The organism is Aquabacterium sp., from assembly GCF_016195855.1.
Taxonomy (GTDB): domain Bacteria; phylum Pseudomonadota; class Gammaproteobacteria; order Burkholderiales; family Burkholderiaceae_C; genus Aquabacterium.
The window spans coordinates 1-17,893 of sequence record NZ_JACPYU010000021.1 but is presented as its reverse complement, the minus strand read 5'-3'; the positions used below and the strand labels follow the sequence as shown (position 1 = coordinate 17,893).

At 65.1% G+C, this 17,893-nt stretch carries 14 protein-coding genes and 1 pseudogene; 6 read left to right on the top strand and 9 right to left on the bottom strand.

Annotated elements, in window-relative coordinates; genetic code table 11:
- Positions 1 to 59: 59 nt before the first annotated feature.
- Positions 60 to 227: a rubredoxin gene (locus HY019_RS17580; RefSeq protein ID WP_363302788.1), complete on the bottom strand. Its 168-nt coding sequence runs from the start codon at positions 225 to 227 to the stop codon at positions 60 to 62.
- 65 nt (positions 228 to 292) lie between these two features.
- Positions 293 to 1,480 carry an alkane 1-monooxygenase gene (locus HY019_RS17575; RefSeq protein WP_290694691.1) on the bottom strand — a complete coding sequence of 396 codons (1,188 nt, stop codon included), beginning with the start codon at positions 1,478 to 1,480 and terminating at the stop codon, positions 293 to 295.
- Between the two features lie 207 nt (positions 1,481 to 1,687).
- On the opposite strand from HY019_RS17575, the gene HY019_RS17570 reads away from it, so the two are divergent.
- On the top strand, positions 1,688 to 2,665 hold the full coding sequence (locus HY019_RS17570) for an AraC family transcriptional regulator (RefSeq protein ID WP_290694690.1): 978 nt from the start codon (positions 1,688 to 1,690) through the stop codon (positions 2,663 to 2,665).
- A gap of 100 nt (positions 2,666 to 2,765) precedes the next feature.
- Here HY019_RS17570 and HY019_RS17565 read toward each other — a convergent pair whose 3' ends face one another.
- Entirely contained in the window at positions 2,766 to 4,349 is a 1,584-nt protein-coding gene (locus HY019_RS17565) for a DEAD/DEAH box helicase (RefSeq protein ID WP_290694689.1), read from the bottom strand.
- Positions 4,350 to 4,408: 59 nt separating this feature from the next.
- Complete coding sequence (locus tag HY019_RS17560) at positions 4,409 to 5,518, bottom strand: phosphotransferase (protein ID WP_290694688.1); 1,110 nt, start codon at positions 5,516 to 5,518, stop codon at positions 4,409 to 4,411.
- Positions 5,519 to 5,715: 197 nt separating this feature from the next.
- On the opposite strand from HY019_RS17560, the gene lptD reads away from it, so the two are divergent.
- Genes lptD through rsmA form a run of 3 tightly spaced genes read left to right on the top strand, consistent with a single transcriptional unit; the run spans position 5,716 to position 10,526 of the window.
- Entirely contained in the window at positions 5,716 to 8,253 is a 2,538-nt protein-coding gene (lptD, locus tag HY019_RS17555; protein ID WP_290694687.1) for an LPS assembly protein LptD, read from the top strand.
- Entirely contained in the window at positions 8,246 to 9,682 is a 1,437-nt protein-coding gene (locus tag HY019_RS17550) for a peptidylprolyl isomerase (RefSeq protein ID WP_290694686.1), read from the top strand. The genes lptD and HY019_RS17550 overlap by 8 nt, the downstream gene beginning before the upstream one ends.
- Positions 9,672 to 10,526, top strand: coding sequence for a 16S rRNA (adenine(1518)-N(6)/adenine(1519)-N(6))-dimethyltransferase RsmA (rsmA, locus tag HY019_RS17545; protein ID WP_290694685.1), 855 nt, complete (start codon positions 9,672 to 9,674; stop codon positions 10,524 to 10,526). The genes HY019_RS17550 and rsmA overlap by 11 nt, the downstream gene beginning before the upstream one ends.
- 24 nt (positions 10,527 to 10,550) lie before the next feature.
- Here the strand turns inward: rsmA and HY019_RS17540 are convergent, their stop codons facing one another.
- Entirely contained in the window at positions 10,551 to 10,994 is a 444-nt protein-coding gene (locus HY019_RS17540; RefSeq protein ID WP_290694684.1) for an FxDxF family PEP-CTERM protein, read from the bottom strand.
- Positions 10,995 to 11,134: 140 nt separating this feature from the next.
- Between HY019_RS17540 and HY019_RS17535 the strand changes: the two genes are divergently transcribed.
- Positions 11,135 to 12,358, top strand: coding sequence for a multifunctional CCA addition/repair protein (locus tag HY019_RS17535; protein ID WP_290694683.1), 1,224 nt, complete (start codon positions 11,135 to 11,137; stop codon positions 12,356 to 12,358).
- Positions 12,359 to 12,435: 77 nt separating this feature from the next.
- Positions 12,436 to 14,235 (top strand): long-chain-acyl-CoA synthetase, encoded by a 1,800-nt coding sequence (locus HY019_RS17530; RefSeq protein ID WP_290694682.1) that lies wholly within the window; start codon positions 12,436 to 12,438, stop codon positions 14,233 to 14,235.
- Between the two features lie 81 nt (positions 14,236 to 14,316).
- Here the strand turns inward: HY019_RS17530 and HY019_RS17525 are convergent, their stop codons facing one another.
- The 4 genes and pseudogenes from HY019_RS17525 to HY019_RS17510 all read right to left on the bottom strand — a co-directional run.
- Positions 14,317 to 14,958 (bottom strand): hypothetical protein, encoded by a 642-nt coding sequence (locus HY019_RS17525; protein WP_290694681.1) that lies wholly within the window; start codon positions 14,956 to 14,958, stop codon positions 14,317 to 14,319.
- A 188-nt stretch (positions 14,959 to 15,146) separates the two neighbouring features.
- Positions 15,147 to 16,409 (bottom strand): cell division protein FtsZ, encoded by a 1,263-nt coding sequence (ftsZ, locus tag HY019_RS17520; RefSeq protein ID WP_290694680.1) that lies wholly within the window; start codon positions 16,407 to 16,409, stop codon positions 15,147 to 15,149.
- Positions 16,410 to 16,468: 59 nt separating this feature from the next.
- The gene (gene ftsA / locus HY019_RS17515) at positions 16,469 to 17,698 is read right to left on the bottom strand and encodes a cell division protein FtsA (protein ID WP_035036455.1); all 1,230 of its coding nucleotides are present in this window, start codon (positions 17,696 to 17,698) and stop codon (positions 16,469 to 16,471) included.
- Between the two features lie 13 nt (positions 17,699 to 17,711).
- Positions 17,712 to 17,893 (bottom strand): annotated as a pseudogene (locus HY019_RS17510) (hypothetical protein); the annotation flags it as partial.

The following is a 17,893-nucleotide window of genomic DNA, read 5'->3' as shown; positions in this document are numbered from 1 at the left end:
GCCAGTTTCAGCAGCCCCCACTGTAGCGCGTGGCAAGGACGCCGCAGCGCCCAGGGCCATCAGGCCGCCTCTTCGGCTTCGAAGTCCACCTTGTCGCGCACGGCGCACTCGGGGCAGGCCCAGTCGTCGGGGATCAGCGTCCAGGGGGTGCCGGGCTTGAAGCCCTCATGGGGCTCGCCCTTGGTTTCGTCGTACACGTATCCGCAGTTCGGGCAGCGGTATTTCATCAAAATGTCTCCTCGGTGGCCGGCGCCTGTTGATCTATTCTGGCGCCAGCTGCTTTTCTATCAGATCAGGCCTGGCGCGCCAGTTCACGCGCCTGCTCGGCATAACGGGCCGTCAGCTCGGCGCGACGGGGCTCGTACATGTTGATGCGGCTCATGTCACCCTTGTAGTGGGCCAACACACGCTTGTTCATCAGCGCATACCAGATGGGCGGGAAGTAAGCCAGGGTGATCATGCCGGCGTAACCAGAGGGCAGCTGAGGGCTGTGCTCGAAGTGGCGCAGGGCCTGGTACTTGCGGGTCGGGTTGGCGTGGTGATCGCTGTGGCGCTGCAGGTGGTACAGGAACAGGTTGGTCACCATGTGGTTGCTGTTCCACGAGTGCTCGGGCTCGCAGCGCTCATAACGGCCATCGGCCTTCTTGCGGCGGCACAGGCCATAGTGCTCCAGGTAGTTCACCACCTCCAGCAGATGGAAGCCATAGATGGCCTGGATGATCAGGAAAGGCAAGGCAGCCCAGCCCAGCACGGCCAGCACCACCGCGAACAGCACAACCGACATGCCCCAGGACTGCAGGTTCTCGTTGTCCAGGCTCCACACGCCCTTGCCTTGGCGAGCCAGGCGCTCGGCTTCGAGGTGCCAGGCCGAACGCAGGCTACCGAACACGGTGCGGGGCAGGAAGACCCAGAAAGATTCGCCAAAGCGCGAGCTGGCGGGGTCCTCCGGCGTGGCCACGTTCTTGTGGTGGCCGCGGTTGTGCTCGACATAGAAGTGGCCGTAGAACGTGGGCGCCAGCGAGATGCGGGCCATCCATCGGTCGAACTTGGACTTCTTGTGGCCCAGCTCATGCGCCGTGTTGATGGCGATGCCGTTGACCATGCCCACGCTGAGCGCCAGGCCAACCAGGTGGTACCAGGGCAGATCGGAGGTGACGGCCAGCCAGGCTCCAAACACGGTCACGGCCAGTTGCAGCGGCACGAAGGCGTACAGCACCCAGCTGTAGTAGCGGTCGTTTTCCAGGCCTTGCAGGGCGCTGTCGGGCGGGTTCTCGGCGTCCTCGCCAAAGAGCCAGTCCAGCATCGGCAGGATCACGTGCACCAGGCCCACCACGAACCACAAGGTCCACACGGCCTTGGTCTGCATGAACACCCCCAGCATGACGATGCCGATCAGGGGCACGGCCGGCCCGAGCAGCCACAGGTATCGTTTCGGGTCGGCCCATTTCTGTACGGGGGCCATGATGCTGGCGTTGGACATGTTCAATCTCCTTCAAGTGCAGCCAGTGTCTTGAATTTGACATGGATCAGGAAGGGGCAAAAGACCGTTCGACCATCGCGATACGCCGCACCCCAATCCGTGTTTACCCGAGGTTTGTCAAAGAACGCACATTCCCGGCGTTTGACACCTGAACCACGGATTTTCGGCAACGGCCATGACTGGCCTTTCATGGCATCCTGAGCAAATATGGATAGCCTCAGCCTGATTTTGGACGACATGCACTTTGACGGTGTCGTGTTCGCGTCCACGCACAACTCGACACCTTGGGCGTGGCGTCTGGCAACACCCGGCCTGGCGGCTTTCCACATGGTCACCAGCGGACAGGCCTGGTTGCTGCGCGAGGGCGAAGAGCCCGTGCTGGTGCAGACCGGTGACCTGATCGTGCTGCCGGCCGGCGGCAAGCATCAGATCCAGGACAAGCCCCAGACCATGGCCGTGGCGCAAGACCTGCTGCCCCATATGGCCGAGTCCGAGCTGGAGCCCCAGCGGCACGGTGGGCAAGGCGAGCCCAAATGCGACCTGATCAGCGGGCACGCCCGTTTTGACGTGGACATGGCCGCACCACTGATTGCCGCCCTGCCCGCCTTGATGCATGTGCGTGGCCTGGGCGAAGCGCCGCCCTTGTGGCTGGCCATCGGCCTGCAGTTCCTGGCTCAGGAAGTCGCAGCCCCACGCCCGGCCCAGCAGGCCATCATCAACCGCCTGGGTGACATCCTCTTCATGGAGTGCATCCGGGACTATGTCGAGTCCGTGCCGGAGGGCTCGGGCAACTGGCTGGCCGCCCTCAAGGACCGCGCCTTGTCCAATGCGCTGGCCCACATGCACCGCGACCCGCGCCGCAACTGGACGGTGCCGGAGCTGGCGCAACAGGCCTGCCTGTCACGCTCGGCCTTTGCCGACCGCTTCACCCAGACGCTGGGCGAGCCCCCTTTGACCTACCTGACGCGCCACCGCATGCGGCTGGCAGCCAGGCAGTTGAGCGGGTCGGGTTTGTCGATCAGCAAGATCGCCGATCTGGTGGGATATTCGTCCGAGGCGGCATTCAGCCAGGCCTTCAAGCGCGAATACGGCGCCTCGCCTTCGGTGTGGCGTCAGCAGCGGCTGGCTGCCGTCAACAGCATCACCGTGGCCGTGGCCAACGGCGGCCAGCAGGCAGCGGCCTGAGCCTGAACGGGCGGCCCGCTGATCGCGCTGAACCGCAAAGCCTTGACGAGGCCAACCTTCGCGGCGAGGTCTGGCGGCCGGGTTGGGCCACCAATGTGACTTAACGACGCGTCGTGCCCGAACCACCCAGCAAGGCCGCGACCTTGCGCTTGGGCTTGATGAAGCGCGACAGGCCCGTGCCACTGCTGGAGGGCGTTGCCGCGGCCGTCTTGTCTTCCCAGACCGGGTCGGCAGACGGATCAGGCTCGTAAGGCTTGTCGAAGAAGGGGTCGGACGGGCGACGCGGTGCGGGGCGCATCGAGCGCGAAGGCTCGCGGTGCTCGCGTGCTTCACGCGGCTCACGGCCACCCGATGAAGGTGCTGCACCCACATCAGAGCGCGCGTCCCCATCCTCGCTGCGGCGTTCACGGCGGTAAGCACCACGTTCACCGCCACGTTCACCGCCACGGTCACCACCACGGTCACCACCACGACCGCCCTCGAGCTCGAAAGGCTCGACATCGATCTTCTTCTTGATCAGCTTCTCGATGTCGGCCATCAGGCGAGCATCCGAGCCCGTCACCAGGGACACGGCCAGACCGCTGGCGCCAGCACGACCGGTACGGCCAATGCGGTGCACATAGTCTTCGGCGTTGAAGGGGATGTCGAAGTTGAACACCGCAGGCAGGGCCGCGATGTCGATGCCGCGCGCGGCCACGTCGGTGGCCACCAGCAGGTCCATCTCGCCGGACTTGAAGGCAGCCAGGGCCTTCATGCGCTCTTCTTGCGATTTGTCGCCGTGCAGGGCCGTGGTGCGCAGGCCATCGCGCTCGAACGTGCGCGCCAGGCGGGCGGCGCCCAGCTTGGAGTTCACGAAGACGATGCTTTGCGTGATGCCGCGGTCGCGCAGGATCTGGCGGATCACGTGGCGCTTGGCGTCGTCATCGACCTTGTAGAAACGCTGCTCGACGTTGGTGGCCGTCTGGTTGGGGCGGGCCACTTCGACCAGGATCGGGTTCTGCAGATAGCTTTGCGCCAGCTTCTTGATCTCGGGCGAGAAGGTGGCCGAGAACAGCAGGGTCTGGCGCTGCTTGGGCAGGTAGCTCAGGATGCGCTGCAGGTCCGGCAGGAAGCCGATGTCCAGCATGCGGTCGGCCTCGTCCAGCACCACGTACTCGACTTGCGAGAGGTTGCAATTCTTGGCTTCGATGTGGTCGATCAGGCGACCCGGGGTGGCGATCAGCACCTCGACGCCGGCCTTGAGCTCCAGCGTCTGCTCTTTCATGTTCATGCCGCCGAACACGACGGCCGAACGCAGATTGGATTTGCTCGCGTACTTCTTGACGTTGTCCGCCACCTGCACGGCCAGCTCACGCGTGGGCGCCAGCACGATGGCACGCACGGGGTGGCGGGCCGGCGACATGCTGGCGTTCTCGTGCTTCATCATTTTCTGAAGCAGCGGGATGGAGAAGGCGGCGGTCTTGCCGGTGCCGGTCTGCGCGGCGCCCATGACGTCACGGCCGGCCAGCACCAAGGGGATGGCCTTGGCCTGGATCGGCGTCATCGTCGGGTAGTCGATGGCCCGCAGCAGTTTGGGATCCAGCGGCAAGGTGTCGAACCGCGCTGGAAGGTCTTCGGGCGTGGCGTCTGGCAGGACGGCGGCGATATCGGCAAGTTCAGCCGCAAGGGAGGTATTCGAATTCATCGGTAGCGGATTATCCGCCTGTTGCTGCATTTTTGCGCAATTTAATTAAGGGGGAAGAATCAGAAGGTGTATCCGACCTGCGTCTGGGTGCCGCCGTGGGCCGCCTCGCACTGCTCCAGCAGGCGCGCCAGCGGGCCCAGGCCCTGGTAGCGCGAGGCCACGCGGTGGGCGTAAGTCCAGACACGGGGGATGTCGTCCAGGTACTGGCGCTTGCCGTCCCGCAGGGCCAGGCGGGCAAAAATGCCCAGCACCTTGAGGTGGCGCTGCAGGCCCATCCATTCAAAATCGCGCCAGAACTCGCCGAAATCGGCCGGCACGGGTAGGCCCCCCTTGCGGGCGCGTTCCCAGTAGCGCACGGCGTAATCGAGCTGGATGTCCTCGTCCCAGATCACGTAGGCATCGCGCAGCAGCGAAACCAGGTCATAGGTGACCGGGCCCCATACCGCATCCTGAAAATCGATCACACCAGGGCGGGCATGAGGGTCGGCCGGGTGTGCCATGAGGTTGCGCGAGTGGTAATCACGGTGCACCAGCACGGTGGGCTGGCTCAAGACCTGGGACTTGATCAGGGCAAATGCCTGCGCCAGCTGGGTTTGCTGCGGCTCGGTCAGCACCTGCCCGCGCAGCTTGCTGATGTACCAATCGGGGAAGAGGTCCAGCTCGCGCTGCAGCAGGGCATCGTCATACGGCGGCATGGCCTGGGCACCCTCGCCTTGCGCCACGCCTTGCAGGCGCACCAGTTCATCGATGGCGGCCTGATAGCGGGCACGGTTGGCAGACCCGGGCGCGTGCTCGTAGTCGGTCGCCTCCAGGGTGGCCAGCAAGGTGTGCTCGCCCAGGTCGCTCAGCAGCATGAAGCCCTGGGGCTCGTCCCAGCTCAGGATGTGCGGCACGTTGACACCACCGGCATCCAGCAAGCGGTCCACAGCCACGAAGGGGCGGCAGTCTTCCTTGTCGGGCGGGGCATCCATGATGATGAAGCTGCCCTTGCCCCCCTCTTTCAGCGCATCCACCCGGAAATAGCGCCGGAAGCTGGCGTCGGCGCTGGCCGAGCGCACCGTCTCGGGCTGGAGGCCGTGCGCGGGCGCCACCGAAGCCAGCCAGGCGGCAAATGCCTGCTGGCGGGCCTCGTCGGTCCAGTGGATGGCAGAAGAAGAAGCTGTGGTCATGAGGGGACTGATCCGTGGAAGTCGGCAAACGGCGCCGACATGAAATAATGCGTCGATTTTAGGCAAGGCTGGCTCCCCGTGACGAAGGCCCATGCCGCAGCCCCCCTCACTGCGACTGCGACATGTCTTCCGTGGCAACCCCTGCCCTCTGTGCCCCTTCCTCCGTGACTCCTCAACTGGCCCGCCCCACCTCCTCCATGCCCCGCCGCCCCGCCCTTGCCGCGCCGCGCCTGCGCTGGACCCCTGTCGCCGTCGCCGCCGGCTTGGCCGTGGCCCAGATCGGCTGGCCCGGCCTCGTCCAGGCCGATGACCGCGGCCTCAGCGTGGCCGGCCCCGCCCCCGACACCCCCACGATACCCACGTCGACGCTGGCGCCCCCCTTGCGCTTCAGCTTCACGCTGCCGGCCCCGCAAGCCGACCTGCACAACGGCAAGCTGCCCCTGTTCTTCGAGGCCGACAACCTGGAAGGCGAGTCCGGCACGCGCACCCGCGCCACCGGCTCCGTGCGCCTGCGCCAGGGCGACCTCACCGTGCGCGCCGACGAACTCACCCACACGCAAGCTGACAACACCGCGCGCGCGCTGGGCCACGTCGTCATCACGCGCAACAACAACATCTTCAGCGGGCCCGAGCTGATGCTCAAGCTCGACACCCTGGAGGGCGAGTTCATCCGCCCGCACTTCTGGTTTGCACGCACCCGCGCCGGTGGGGATGCCGAACTGGTCGAGTTCCTGGGTGCCAACCGCCTGCGCGCCACCAAGACCACCTACAGCAGCTGCACACCGGCCAATACGGCCGACGGCAGCCCGGGCGAGCCAGACTGGTCACTCAAGACCAGCCGCATCTACCTGGACTTCGATGCGAACGAAGGCAAGGCCGACAGCGCGGTGATCTGGTTCAAGGGCGTGCCCATCCTGGCCGCACCCACCTTGACCTTCCCGCTCAATGACGCGCGCAAGTCCGGCTGGCTGCCGCCCAGCTTCGACTTCGACAGCAAGAGCGGCTTCGAGCTGTCTGCACCGTATTACTGGAACATCGCGCCGGACAAGGACATGACGCTGGCGCCCACCCTGTCCGTGCGACGTGGTGCGGGCCTGGATGCCGAGTACCGCTACCTGACCCCGCAAGATGAAGGCACGCTGCGCGTCGTGGGCCTGCCCGATGACCGCGTGGCCATGCGCTCGCGCGGCCTGGTGGACTTCGGGCACAAGGGCAACTTCAACGACGGCAATGTGCTGGCGCAGACCAACTACGAGCTGAAGTGGCTGCGCGTGTCGGACGACGACTACTGGAAGGACTTCCCGCACGGCCTGCCGTCTCTGACCCCGCGTCTGTACGACAGCCACGCCACCATCGAGCGCCAGCTGAACGCGCGCAACTGGGGCCTGGGCAACAGCCAGACCACGCTGTACGGCGGCGTGCAGACCTGGCAGACCCTGCGCGACCTGGACCCGCTGGCCGACCCTGCCTTGAGCAGGATCGACACGCCTTACCGCCGCGAGCCCCAGATGGGCCTGCGCAGCCGCAGCGGCAATGACACCGGCATGGTCTGGTCCCTGAAAGGTGAATTCAACCGCTTCACCAACCAGGACACCACCAAGCCCACCGGCAACCGGCTCAATGCCGTCGGCCAGCTGGGCCAGACCTTCAACCTGGGCGGCCTGAACCTGACGCCCAAGGTCAGCCTCAACGCCACCAGCTACGACCTGGACCAGGCCATGGCCAACGGCAGCCGCAGCGCCACACGCGTGCTGCCGACCTTCAGTCTGGACTCGGGGCTGACCATGGAACGCCCCGTCCACCTGTTCAACCGTGACCTGACCCAGACCCTGGAGCCGCGCATCCAGTACGTGCGCACGCCCTACAGCGATCAAAGCCTGCTGCCCCTGTTTGACAGCGCCCCACGCGACTTCAACCAGTACGCCATCTACAGCGAAAACGCCTTCACGGGCGGCGACCGCATCTCCGACGCCAACCAGGTCACCGTGGGCGTGACCTCGCGCCTGCTGGACGACCGCACCGGCAACGAAGCCCTGCGCCTGGGCGTCGTGCAAAAACTGCTGCTGGCCGACCAGCGCATCAACCCGGACGGGCCCGAGCCCATCACGCAACGCCTGTCCGACCTGCTGCTGCTGGGCTCGGCCTCGGTGATCCCCCACTGGAACCTGGACGGCTCCATGCAGTTCAATGCCCAGAACCACGCCATGTCGCGCGGCCTGCTGGGTGTGCGTTACTCGCCCGGGCCCTGGCGCACCGTGGGTGCGGCCTACCGCTACACCCGCGAGGCCAGCGAACAGCTGGACCTGGGCTGGCAATGGCCGCTGGCCGGCCCCGTGCCCTCCAGCGCCCAGGTGCGTGACCAGGCCGTGGCCGACCCGCTCAACCTCACCGGCAAACGCGCCATCAACAGCAACGCCTGTGGTGGCACCTGGTACAGCGTGGGCCGCATGAGCTACAGCCTGCGCGACAGCCGCCTGACCGACTCGCTGCTGGGCGTCGAATACGATGCGGGCTGCTGGATTGGCCGCGTGGTGGCCGAGCGCGTGTCCGTGGGCCGAGCCCAGGCCAGCACGCGCATCATGTTCCAGCTCGAACTCGCCGGCCTGTCGCGCATCAGCCTGGGCTCCAACCCGCTGCGCGCCTTGAAGGACAATATCCCTGGCTACCAGTTGCTGCACGACGACAGCAAGGCTGCGCCTTCAACCGGCTCTTCGCCATTCATGACAGATGACTGATCACACACCACTGACCCACCGTGCGCATCGCCCCGCCGCACGCCAGCCACGCGCCGTCAGCACCTTCAGCGCCCTGGTGCATGGCCTGTGCCTGAGCCTGTTGGTCAGCACAACGGCGCCTGCCTGGGCCCAGTTCAAGCAATCGCCCACTGTCACGCCGCGCATCCCGGGCTCCCGCAACCTGAGCACCGAGCTCAAGATCGCCGGCATGCAGACCACGTCCGACTACATCCTGGCCGTGGTCAATCAGGAGCCCATCACCCACACCGAAGTCGACAAGCGGGTGGCCCGCATCACCGACACGGCACCGGCCGGCACCCGCCTGCCCCCCGTCGAAGAGCTGCGCAAGCAGGTGCTCGACGCCCTGATTGACGAGAAGGTGCAAGTCTCGTATGCCAGGACCATCGGCATGGACATCTCTGACGCCGAAGTCGACGGCGCCATCGAGAACATCGCCGCGCAGAACCAGATGACCCTGGTGGACCTGCGTGCCCGCATGCAAGCCGACGGCCTGGACTTCCAGCGTTACCGCAACAGCCTGCGAGAACAGTTGCTGCTGCAGCGCCTGCGCGAGCGCGAGGTCAACAGCCGCATCCAGATCAGCGAAGACGAACTCAGCGCCTTCATGAAGGAAGACCCGACGGCGCAATCGGAAGTGGCGCTCAACGTGGCCCACATCCTGATCGCCGTGCCCGAAAAGGCCACCCAAGCCCAGGTCGCTACCTTGATGACCAAGGCCCAGGGCATCCAGGAGCGCGCTGCGCAAGGCGCGAACTTCGCCCAATTGGCCAAGGAGTTCTCGGCCGACACCGGCACGCGTGACCAGGGCGGCGCCCTGGGGCTGCGCGAAGCCAGCCGCCTGCCCGAGCTCTTCGTGGCTACCACGGCCAAGCTCAAGGTCGGCCAGGTGGCGCCGGTGGTGCGCTCCAACGCGGGTTTTCACATCATCAAGCTGATCGAGCGCGAAAACAGCGCCCAGGCCACCTACACACAGCAACGCGCCCGCCACATCCTGCTGCGCACCAACCCGCAGCAAGCCGTGCGCGAGCAGATCGACCGCATGCTGGAGATCCGCAAGCAGATCGTGGGCGGCCAGACCAGCTTCGCGCAAATGGCCCGCCAGTACTCTGAAGACGGCAGCGGCGCACGCGGTGGCGACCTGGGCTGGGCCGCGCCCGGCCAGTTCGTGCCCGAGTTCGAAAAGGCTCTGACCGCATTGCAACCCGGCCAGATCTCCGAGCCGGTGGTGAGCCGCTATGGCGTGCACCTGATCCAGCTGATCGAGCGCCGCGAAGTGCAGCTCAACGAGCAGCAAAAGCGCGAAGCCGCCCGCTCGGTGCTGCGTGAACGCCGTTTCGAGCCCACCTACGAAGAATGGGCCCGCGAGTTGCGCGCAGCCGCCTACATTGAAATGCGTGATGCGCCCTGACCGCCCCTCTGATCGCCCCTCGTCTTCACGCCCTGCCAAGCCTCATGGCAAGCGGGCGGTGCAAGGTGGCGGCGGGCACATCGCCCGCAAGCGCTTTGGCCAGAACTTCCTGGTGGACCTGGGTGTCATCGACGAGATCGTGCGCGCCATCTCGCCCAAGCCCGGTCAGGCGCTCATCGAGATCGGCCCGGGCCTGGGTGCCTTGACCAACCCGGTGGTCGAGCGCTGCGAGCACCTCACCGTGGTCGAACTCGACCGCGACCTGGCAGCCCGCCTGCGCAAGCGCCCTGAGTTGACGGTCATCGAGTCCGACGTGCTCAAGGTGGACTTCGGCCAGATTGCGCAAGAGCGTGGGCAAAAGCTGCGCGTCATCGGCAACCTGCCCTACAACATCTCCAGCCCCATCCTGTTCCACCTGCTGCCCTGGGCCTCGCAGGTGGAGGATCAGCACTTCATGCTGCAAAAAGAGGTCGTCGACCGCATGGTGGCCACGCCCGGCAACAAGGACTTCGGGCGCCTGAGCGTGATGCTGCAATGGCGCTACGACATGGAGTGCGTGGTCGATGTCCCGCCGGAATCGTTCGACCCACCGCCCAAGGTGAACTCGGCTGTGGTGCGCATGGTGCCGCTGGCCCAGCCCCCGGATGTGGACCCGCACGTGCTGGAAGAAATGGTGGCCGTGGCCTTCTCGCAGCGCCGCAAGATCCTGCGCAACACGCTGGGCGCCTGGATCGAACAGAACGGCATCAACACCGACTTCGATCTGCAGCGCCGCGCCGAAGAAGTGCCCGTGGCCGAGTTCGTGGCACTGGCCGCGCTCAAGCGCACAGGCACGCCGGGCTGACCCAGGCCAGCCCGTCCAGCCAGATCAACCGCCCCTGGGCGATCCACCCAGGCGGCGACGCGCCACGCTGCCCACCAGCAGCATGCCGACCAGCGCCATGGCCTCGGCTGAGGGCTCTGGCACCGCCGTCACGTCGTAGCTGCCCACAAAGCTGCCGCCATACGACTTGCCGAACACCGCGACGGTGTGAAAGCCACTGAGCACCGGGGCCGAGAAGTAATAGTAGTCATCCAGACCGGGCAACAGGTCTGCCACGGTGGCGCCGTCGATCTGGACCGAGAAAATGTCGTAGCCGGCCTTGCCCGTGAATGAGGACAGGACCGAGGCCGTCAACACGCCCGCATCCGAGGCAAATCCCGTCATGTAGGCCGGCGATGAACCGACAAAACTGCCCGACACCTCGTCGGCCAGGGCCCCCGTTGCCGTGACGGCCAGCGCCAGGCCCAAAGATACTGCTGTGCGTTTCATGACTCTCTCCTGCAAGTAAAACCAACAAGACACTGGCTGGATCCATGCATATTGCATACCAGCGCCTTGCCCGCTTTACTGCACCAAAGCAGCAACACGCCGGCCCCTGATGCACCACGAAGCTCACTAAACTCACCCTGATGAAAACTTACCTCGTTGGTGGTGCGGTCCGCGACCGCTTGCTGGGGCGCCCATCCGGCGACCGGGACTGGGTCGTGGTGGGCAGCACGCCGCAAGCCATGGGCGCACTGGGCTACATGCCCGTCGGCAAGGACTTTCCCGTTTTCCTGCACCCGCAGACCAAGGAGGAATACGCCCTGGCCCGCACCGAGCGCAAGAGCGGCCACGGCTACCATGGCTTCCAGGTCCACGCCTCACCGGATGTCACCCTGGAAGAAGACCTGGCCCGGCGTGACCTCACCATCAACGCCATGGCCCAGGACGACGACGGCCACGTCATCGACCCCTACGGCGGCCAGCGTGACCTGCGCGAGCGCGTGCTGCGCCACGTGTCGCCCGCCTTTGCCGAAGACCCCGTGCGCATCCTGCGTCTGGCCCGCTTTGCCGCGCGCTTTCATGACTTCGGTGTGGCCGAAGACACCGTGGTGCTGATGCGCAAGATGGTGGAAGCAGGCGAGGTGGACCACCTGGTGGCCGAACGCGTGTGGCAGGAACTCGCCCGCGGCCTGATGGAAGACAAGCCCTCGCGCATGTTCGAGGTGCTGCGCGACTGCGGCGCCCTGGCCCGCCTGCTGCCCGAGGTCGACCGCTTGTGGGGCGTGCCGCAACGCGCCGACTACCACCCCGAGGTCGACACCGGCGTGCACCTGATGATGGTGATGGACATGAGCGCCCGCCTGCACACCTCGCTGGCCGTGCGTTATGCCTGCCTGGGCCACGACCTGGGCAAAGGCACCACGCCACCCGATGTGCTGCCCCGGCATCTGGGCCATGAAGGCCGCAGCGCGTTGCTGCTCAAGCAAGTCAACGAGCGCCTGCGTGTGCCTGTGGACTGCCGTGAGCTGGCCGACGTGGTGGCCCGCGAGCATGGCAATGTGCACCGCAGCGACGCCCTCAATGCCCCCGCCGTGCTGCGCCTGTTGGAGCGCTGCGACGCGTTTCGCAAGCCGCAACGCTTTCGCGAGATCCTGCAAGCCTGCGAATGCGATGCACGCGGCCGGCTGGGCCTGCAGGACGAGCCCTACCCCCAAGCCGAACGCTTGAGCCTGGCGCTGGACATCGCGCTGGCCGTGCAGACGGCCGAGGTCTCTGCTGCAGCGCAACAACGCGGCCTGCGCGGCGAAGCCATTGGCCAGGCCATCGCCCAGGCCCGCACCGAGGCCCTGGTTCTCGGGGGGTTTTGACGCCATTGTTTCCTTGCTGTCGCCAGATGTGCGTCTGACGCTTCCCATGAATGGGCTGCGCGCACTAGACTGGTCGGATGGCCAGCCAAACGATCAATCTCCTGCAGTGGATGGGTGCTGTTGCACGCACCGCACCCGCCTTGCCCCACGTCGCCAAGGGGCTGTGGAACCTGGTGACCCTCAAGCCAGACCAGATCGGCTCGATCGGATTGCGCTTCGCGCAACTGGCGGCCAGCCAGCCTGATCAACCCGCCCTGGTTTTTGAAGGCCGCACCTGGAGCTACGCGCAGTTCAACATCTGGGCCAACCAGATCGCGCACAGCCTGGAAGCCGCCGGCATCCGCCAGGGCGACGCGGTGGGCGTGCTGATGGAAAACCGCGCCGAGTTGCTGGCCTGCGTGCTGGGCATCGTCAAACTGGGCGCCATCGCCACATTGCTCAACAACCAGCAACGCGGCGACCCGCTGGCCCACAGCCTGCGCATCACGAAACCCAAGGTCGTGATCTTTGGTGAAGAATGCGTCGAGGCCTTCGAGAGCCTGCCCCCCGCCACCCGCGCCGAACTGGGCGCCCAATGGTGGTGGGAGGGGGATGCCGCCGCGCCCGCGGGCACCGACAGCCTGCGCCGCCGCACGCTCAAGGCCGACAGCAGCAACCCGCCGCAGACCGAGCGCATCACCTTGCGCCAGCCTTGCTTTCACATCTTCACCTCCGGCACCACGGGCATGCCCAAGGCCTCGGTGATGACGCACTACCGCTGGCACCGCTGCATGGCGGGCCTGGGCCAGCTGGGCCTGCGCCTCAAGTCAGATGACGTGCTCTACTGCCCGCTGCCCATGTACCACAACAACGCCCTGACGGTGTCGTGGAGCGCGGTGGTAGGGGCGGGTGCCTGCATGGCCCTGAGCCGCAAGTTCAGCGCATCGCGTTTCTGGGACGAGATCCGCGCCAACAAGGCCACGGCCTTTTGCTACATCGGCGAGCTGTGCCGCTACCTGCTCAACCAGCCCGCGCGTGCAAGCGACCAGACCCATGGTGTGCGCGCCATCATCGGCAACGGCCTGCGCCCGGACATCTGGGAGACCTTCCAGCAACGCTTTGGCATCGACCACATCGCCGAGTTCTACACCGCCAGCGAATGCAACCTCGCCTTCGTCAACGCGTTCAACTTCCAGGGCACGGCCGGTTACTGCCCCCTGCCCTACGCCATCGTGGCCTTCGATGTGGAAAACGAGGTGCCGGTGCGCCAGGCCGAGGGCAAGAATGCCGGCACGATGCGCAAGGTGGCCAAGGGCGAGTGCGGCCTGCTGCTGACCGAGATCACCGACAAGGCGCCGCTGGACGGCTACACAGACAGCAAGGCCACCGAGGCCAAGGTCTTCCGCAACGTGTTCAAGCCAGGTGATGCCTGGTTCAACACCGGCGACCTGATCCGCGACATGGGCTTTGGCCACATCGGCTTTGTCGACCGTGTGGGCGATACCTTCCGCTGGAAAGGCGAGAACGTGGCCACCACCGAAGTCGAAGCCGCACTGGGCTGCATCGAGGGCATCGAAGAAGCCGTGGTGTATGGCGTGGAAGTGCCCGGGGCAGATGGCCGCGCCGGCATGGCCGCCATCCGCTGGGATCACAGCAAGGGCGCGCTCGATGGCGTGGCGTTGGCCCAGGCCTTGCACAAGGCCCTGCCGAAGTACGCCGTGCCGTTGTTCATCCGCGTGCGTGACGAGCACGAGATCACCGCCACCTTCAAGCACCGCAAGGTGGAGCTCAAGCGTGAGGGTTTCGATGTGGACAAGGTCGAAGACGCCTTGTATGCACTGGGCGAGCAGGGCTACGAACTGATGCAGCCTGCGCACCAGATTGCCCGGCGCGCCTGACGGCGGGCTCCATGGAGCCGCCCTTTCCCAAGCGATCCAGGCCCCGCATCAAGCGGGGTCTGGCTACTCAGCCCACCCGTGTCAGAGCGACTGAACGAGCTTGTTGGAGAGGTACTTCGACGCCTTGCGCAGTTGTTCTTCGACCTGCTTGGGGTCGCCGGCCAGTTGCTTCCACTCCATGGCGTCCATGGGGCTGGCAATGGAGGGCAGCATCCGGTCGCTGGCGCTCCACACCACCTTGCCGGATGAGGCATCGATCATTTCACCCTTGATCTGCAAAACCGGCACGACGTTGGAGCTGAGCAGGTGGGTGACGCCAAAGCCATACTGGGGAATGGACAACTTGATGGTCGGAACGCTGGCATCCGGGGCGCTGACGACGGCCAACTTGCCTGAGGCACGCAGCGCGGATTCAAACTCCTGCTGGACGATCTTCTCGATGGAGATGTCGTTTCTCTTCAAGTAGTCCAAAAAAGTCGTTTGCTCGTTTGCCTGTGAGCCGGACGTGGCCAGTGCGCCAGCTGCGCCAAACATCAAACCAGCAGACGAACCGCCGGGCGTCAACAAGAAGACCTGGCCCTTGTCGACCGACTGGCTGATCTGCGTGGACTTGATCTTTTGCTTGTCCTCGCTGCTCATCTTCTGCGAGGTGGCGCAGCCGCTGATCACGAGTGCCATCAAGATGGCGGACATCACTTTGGTGGTGGCTTGAAATGGGTACATGACTCTCTGATGCAGGTTGTGATGGGTATTCAGGCTATATACGGCAATGCATTTGCCGCACCAAAGTATTGCGCAATTGCCTGGCACATCCTTCCCGCTGGAACGCCAAAAGCCCCCCGCACCTGAGGGTGCGGGGGGAAAAATCTTGGCAACGGTACGCGCTGGCTGATCAGGCCAGCTTCAGGCTATCAGTCAGCCTGCTTGCGCAGGAAAGCCGGGATCTCGATTTCATCCATGCCGTTGCTGGCCAGGGCGTCCACCTTGGCTGCCGCTTGCGTGCGACCACTGCGCCACACGCTGGGCGTGTTCAGGCCGCTGAAGTCGTTGCCGCCAGCGCTGGCGTGGCCCATGCCACCCATGCCGCCAGCCAGACCTTGCGCGTGGCCTGCATGGCCGATCGGCTGGGTCAGCACGGGGATGTTGTCGGTGCCGGTGCGTTGGAAGACTTGCGTCTGCGGTGCGCTGTGGACCACGGTCATCGGGGCTTGCTGGCGCTTGGAGCCGCACAGGCCGGTGGCGATCACGGTCACGCGCAGGGCATCACCCAGGCTCTCGTCGTAGGCCGTACCGTAGATGACGTGTGCATCTTCAGCGGCATAACGACGGATGGTGTTCATGGCATTGCGCGACTCGCTCAGCTTGAAGCTGGACTTGCCTGCAGCGATCAGCACCAGCACGCCACGGGCGCCGGACAGGTCGATGCCTTCCAGCAGCGGGCAGGCCACAGCGGCTTCGGCAGCCTTGGTGGCACGGTCCGGGCCGCCAGCGGTGGCAGTGCCCATCATGGCCTTGCCAGGCTCGCTCATCACGGTCTTGACGTCTTCGAAGTCGACGTTCACCAGACCGGGGATGTGGATGATGTCGGAGATGCCACCCACGGCGTTCTTCAGCACGTCATTGGCCTTGCCGAAAGCTTCTTCCTGCGTGACGTCGTCACCCAGCACTTCCAGCAGCTTCTCGTTGAGCACCACGATCAGCGAGTCGACATTGGCTTCGAGTTCGTTCAAGCCGGTGTCAGCCTGCTTCATGCGGCGGTTGCCTTCGAATTCGAAAGGCTTGGTCACCACACCCACGGTCAGGATGCCCATCTCCTTGGCCACGCGTGCGATCACGGGGGCCGCACCGGTGCCGGTACCACCGCCCATGCCGGCGGTGATGAACACCATGTGGGCGCCGTCCAGCGCAGCACGGATCTGGTCGGTGGCTTCTTCAGCCGCCGCCTTGCCGGCTTCAGGTTTGGCGCCCGCGCCCAGGCCGGAGTTGCCCAGTTGCAGTTGCATCTCGGCGCTGGAGCGCAGCAGAGCTTGCGAGTCGGTGTTGGCGCAGATGAACTGCACGCCTTGCACGCCTTGCGAGATCATGTGCTCGACCGCGTTGCCGCCGCCGCCCCCCACACCGATCACCTTGATCTGTGTGCCCATATCGAAGTTGTCGATCATCTCGATTGCCATGTCGTACCTCTTTTATTAATCAAGCAGTTGCCAATTGAAAATCGTACCAAGTTAGGCGCTTAAAAATTGCCTACAAACCAATCGCGTACGCGACCGAACAAGGTCTGTACGGACCCTGCTTGTTGCGCCGCTTTCATCCCGCGCATGCGCGCGAGTCTTGCCTCTTCGAGCAAGCCCATGACGGTGGCCGAGCGAGGGCTGGCCACCATGTCGTGCAGTGCGCCTGAGTACAAGGGCGTGCCCTTGCGCACAGGCTTCAAGAAGATGTCTTCGGCCAGCTCGACCATGCCCGGCATCACCGCCGAGCCGCCTGTCAGCACGATGCCGGAAGACAGCAACTCTTCATACCCGGACTCGCGGATCACCTGGTGGACCAGCGAGAAGATTTCTTCGACACGCGGCTCGATCACGCCAGCCAGTGCCTGACGCGAGAGCATGCGCGGTGCGCGGTCACCCAGACCGGGCACTTCGACTTGTTCGTTGGGGTCGGCCAGCAGTTGCTTGGCCACGCCGAAGTCCACCTTGATATCTTCGGCGTCCTTCGTCGGTGTGCGCAGGGCCATCGCGATGTCGCTGGTGATGAGGTCACCGGCGATGGGGATCACGGCGGTGTGGCGCACCGAGCCATCGGTGAAGATGGAGACGTCTGTGGTGCCTGCGCCGATGTCCACCATGGCCACACCGAGCGACTTCTCGTCTTCGGTGAGGACTGCTGCAGAAGAAGCAGAGGGATTGAGGACCAGCTGTTCGGCCTCCAAGCCGCAGCGGCGAACGCACTTGACGATGTTCTCGGCAGCGCTTTGGGCTCCGGTCACGATGTGGACCTTCACCTCCAGACGTCCGCCGCTCATGCCGATCGGCTCTTTGACTTCATGGCCGTCAATGATGAACTCTTGAGGCTCAACAAGCAATAGGCGTTGATCATTGGGGATGTTGATCGCCTTCGCTGTTTCCACCACACGCTGCACGTCGATGGGCGCCACTTCCTTGTCCCGCACGATGACCATGCCCGTGCTGTTCTGACCACGGATGTGGCTGCCGGTGATGCCCGTCCACACACGGCTGATCTTGCAGTCGGCCATCAGTTCGGCCTCTTTCAAGGCTTGCTGAATGGACTGCACGGTGGCGTCGATGTTGACGACCACGCCGCGCTTGAGGCCGTGGCTGGGCGCCACGCCCAGCCCCGCCAGGCGCAGGTCACCGCCCGGCATGACCTCGGCCACGACCGCCATCACTTTGGCGGTGCCGATGTCCAGCCCGACGACCAGATCCTTGTATTCCTTGGCCATGGTGTGTGTGGATTTATCTGGTTGAAGACGAAGGTTTGTTGTTGGCCGGTGCGTTGTGCGCAGCCACCGGTTTGGCAACGACGGGTTTCTTGATCACAGGGGCCTTCTGGCCCTCCTGCAAAGTGGTCAGGCCACGCAGCTTGACGGCGTAACCCTCCGGGTAACGCAGGTCCGCGTGAGCCAGCGGTGCGGGGT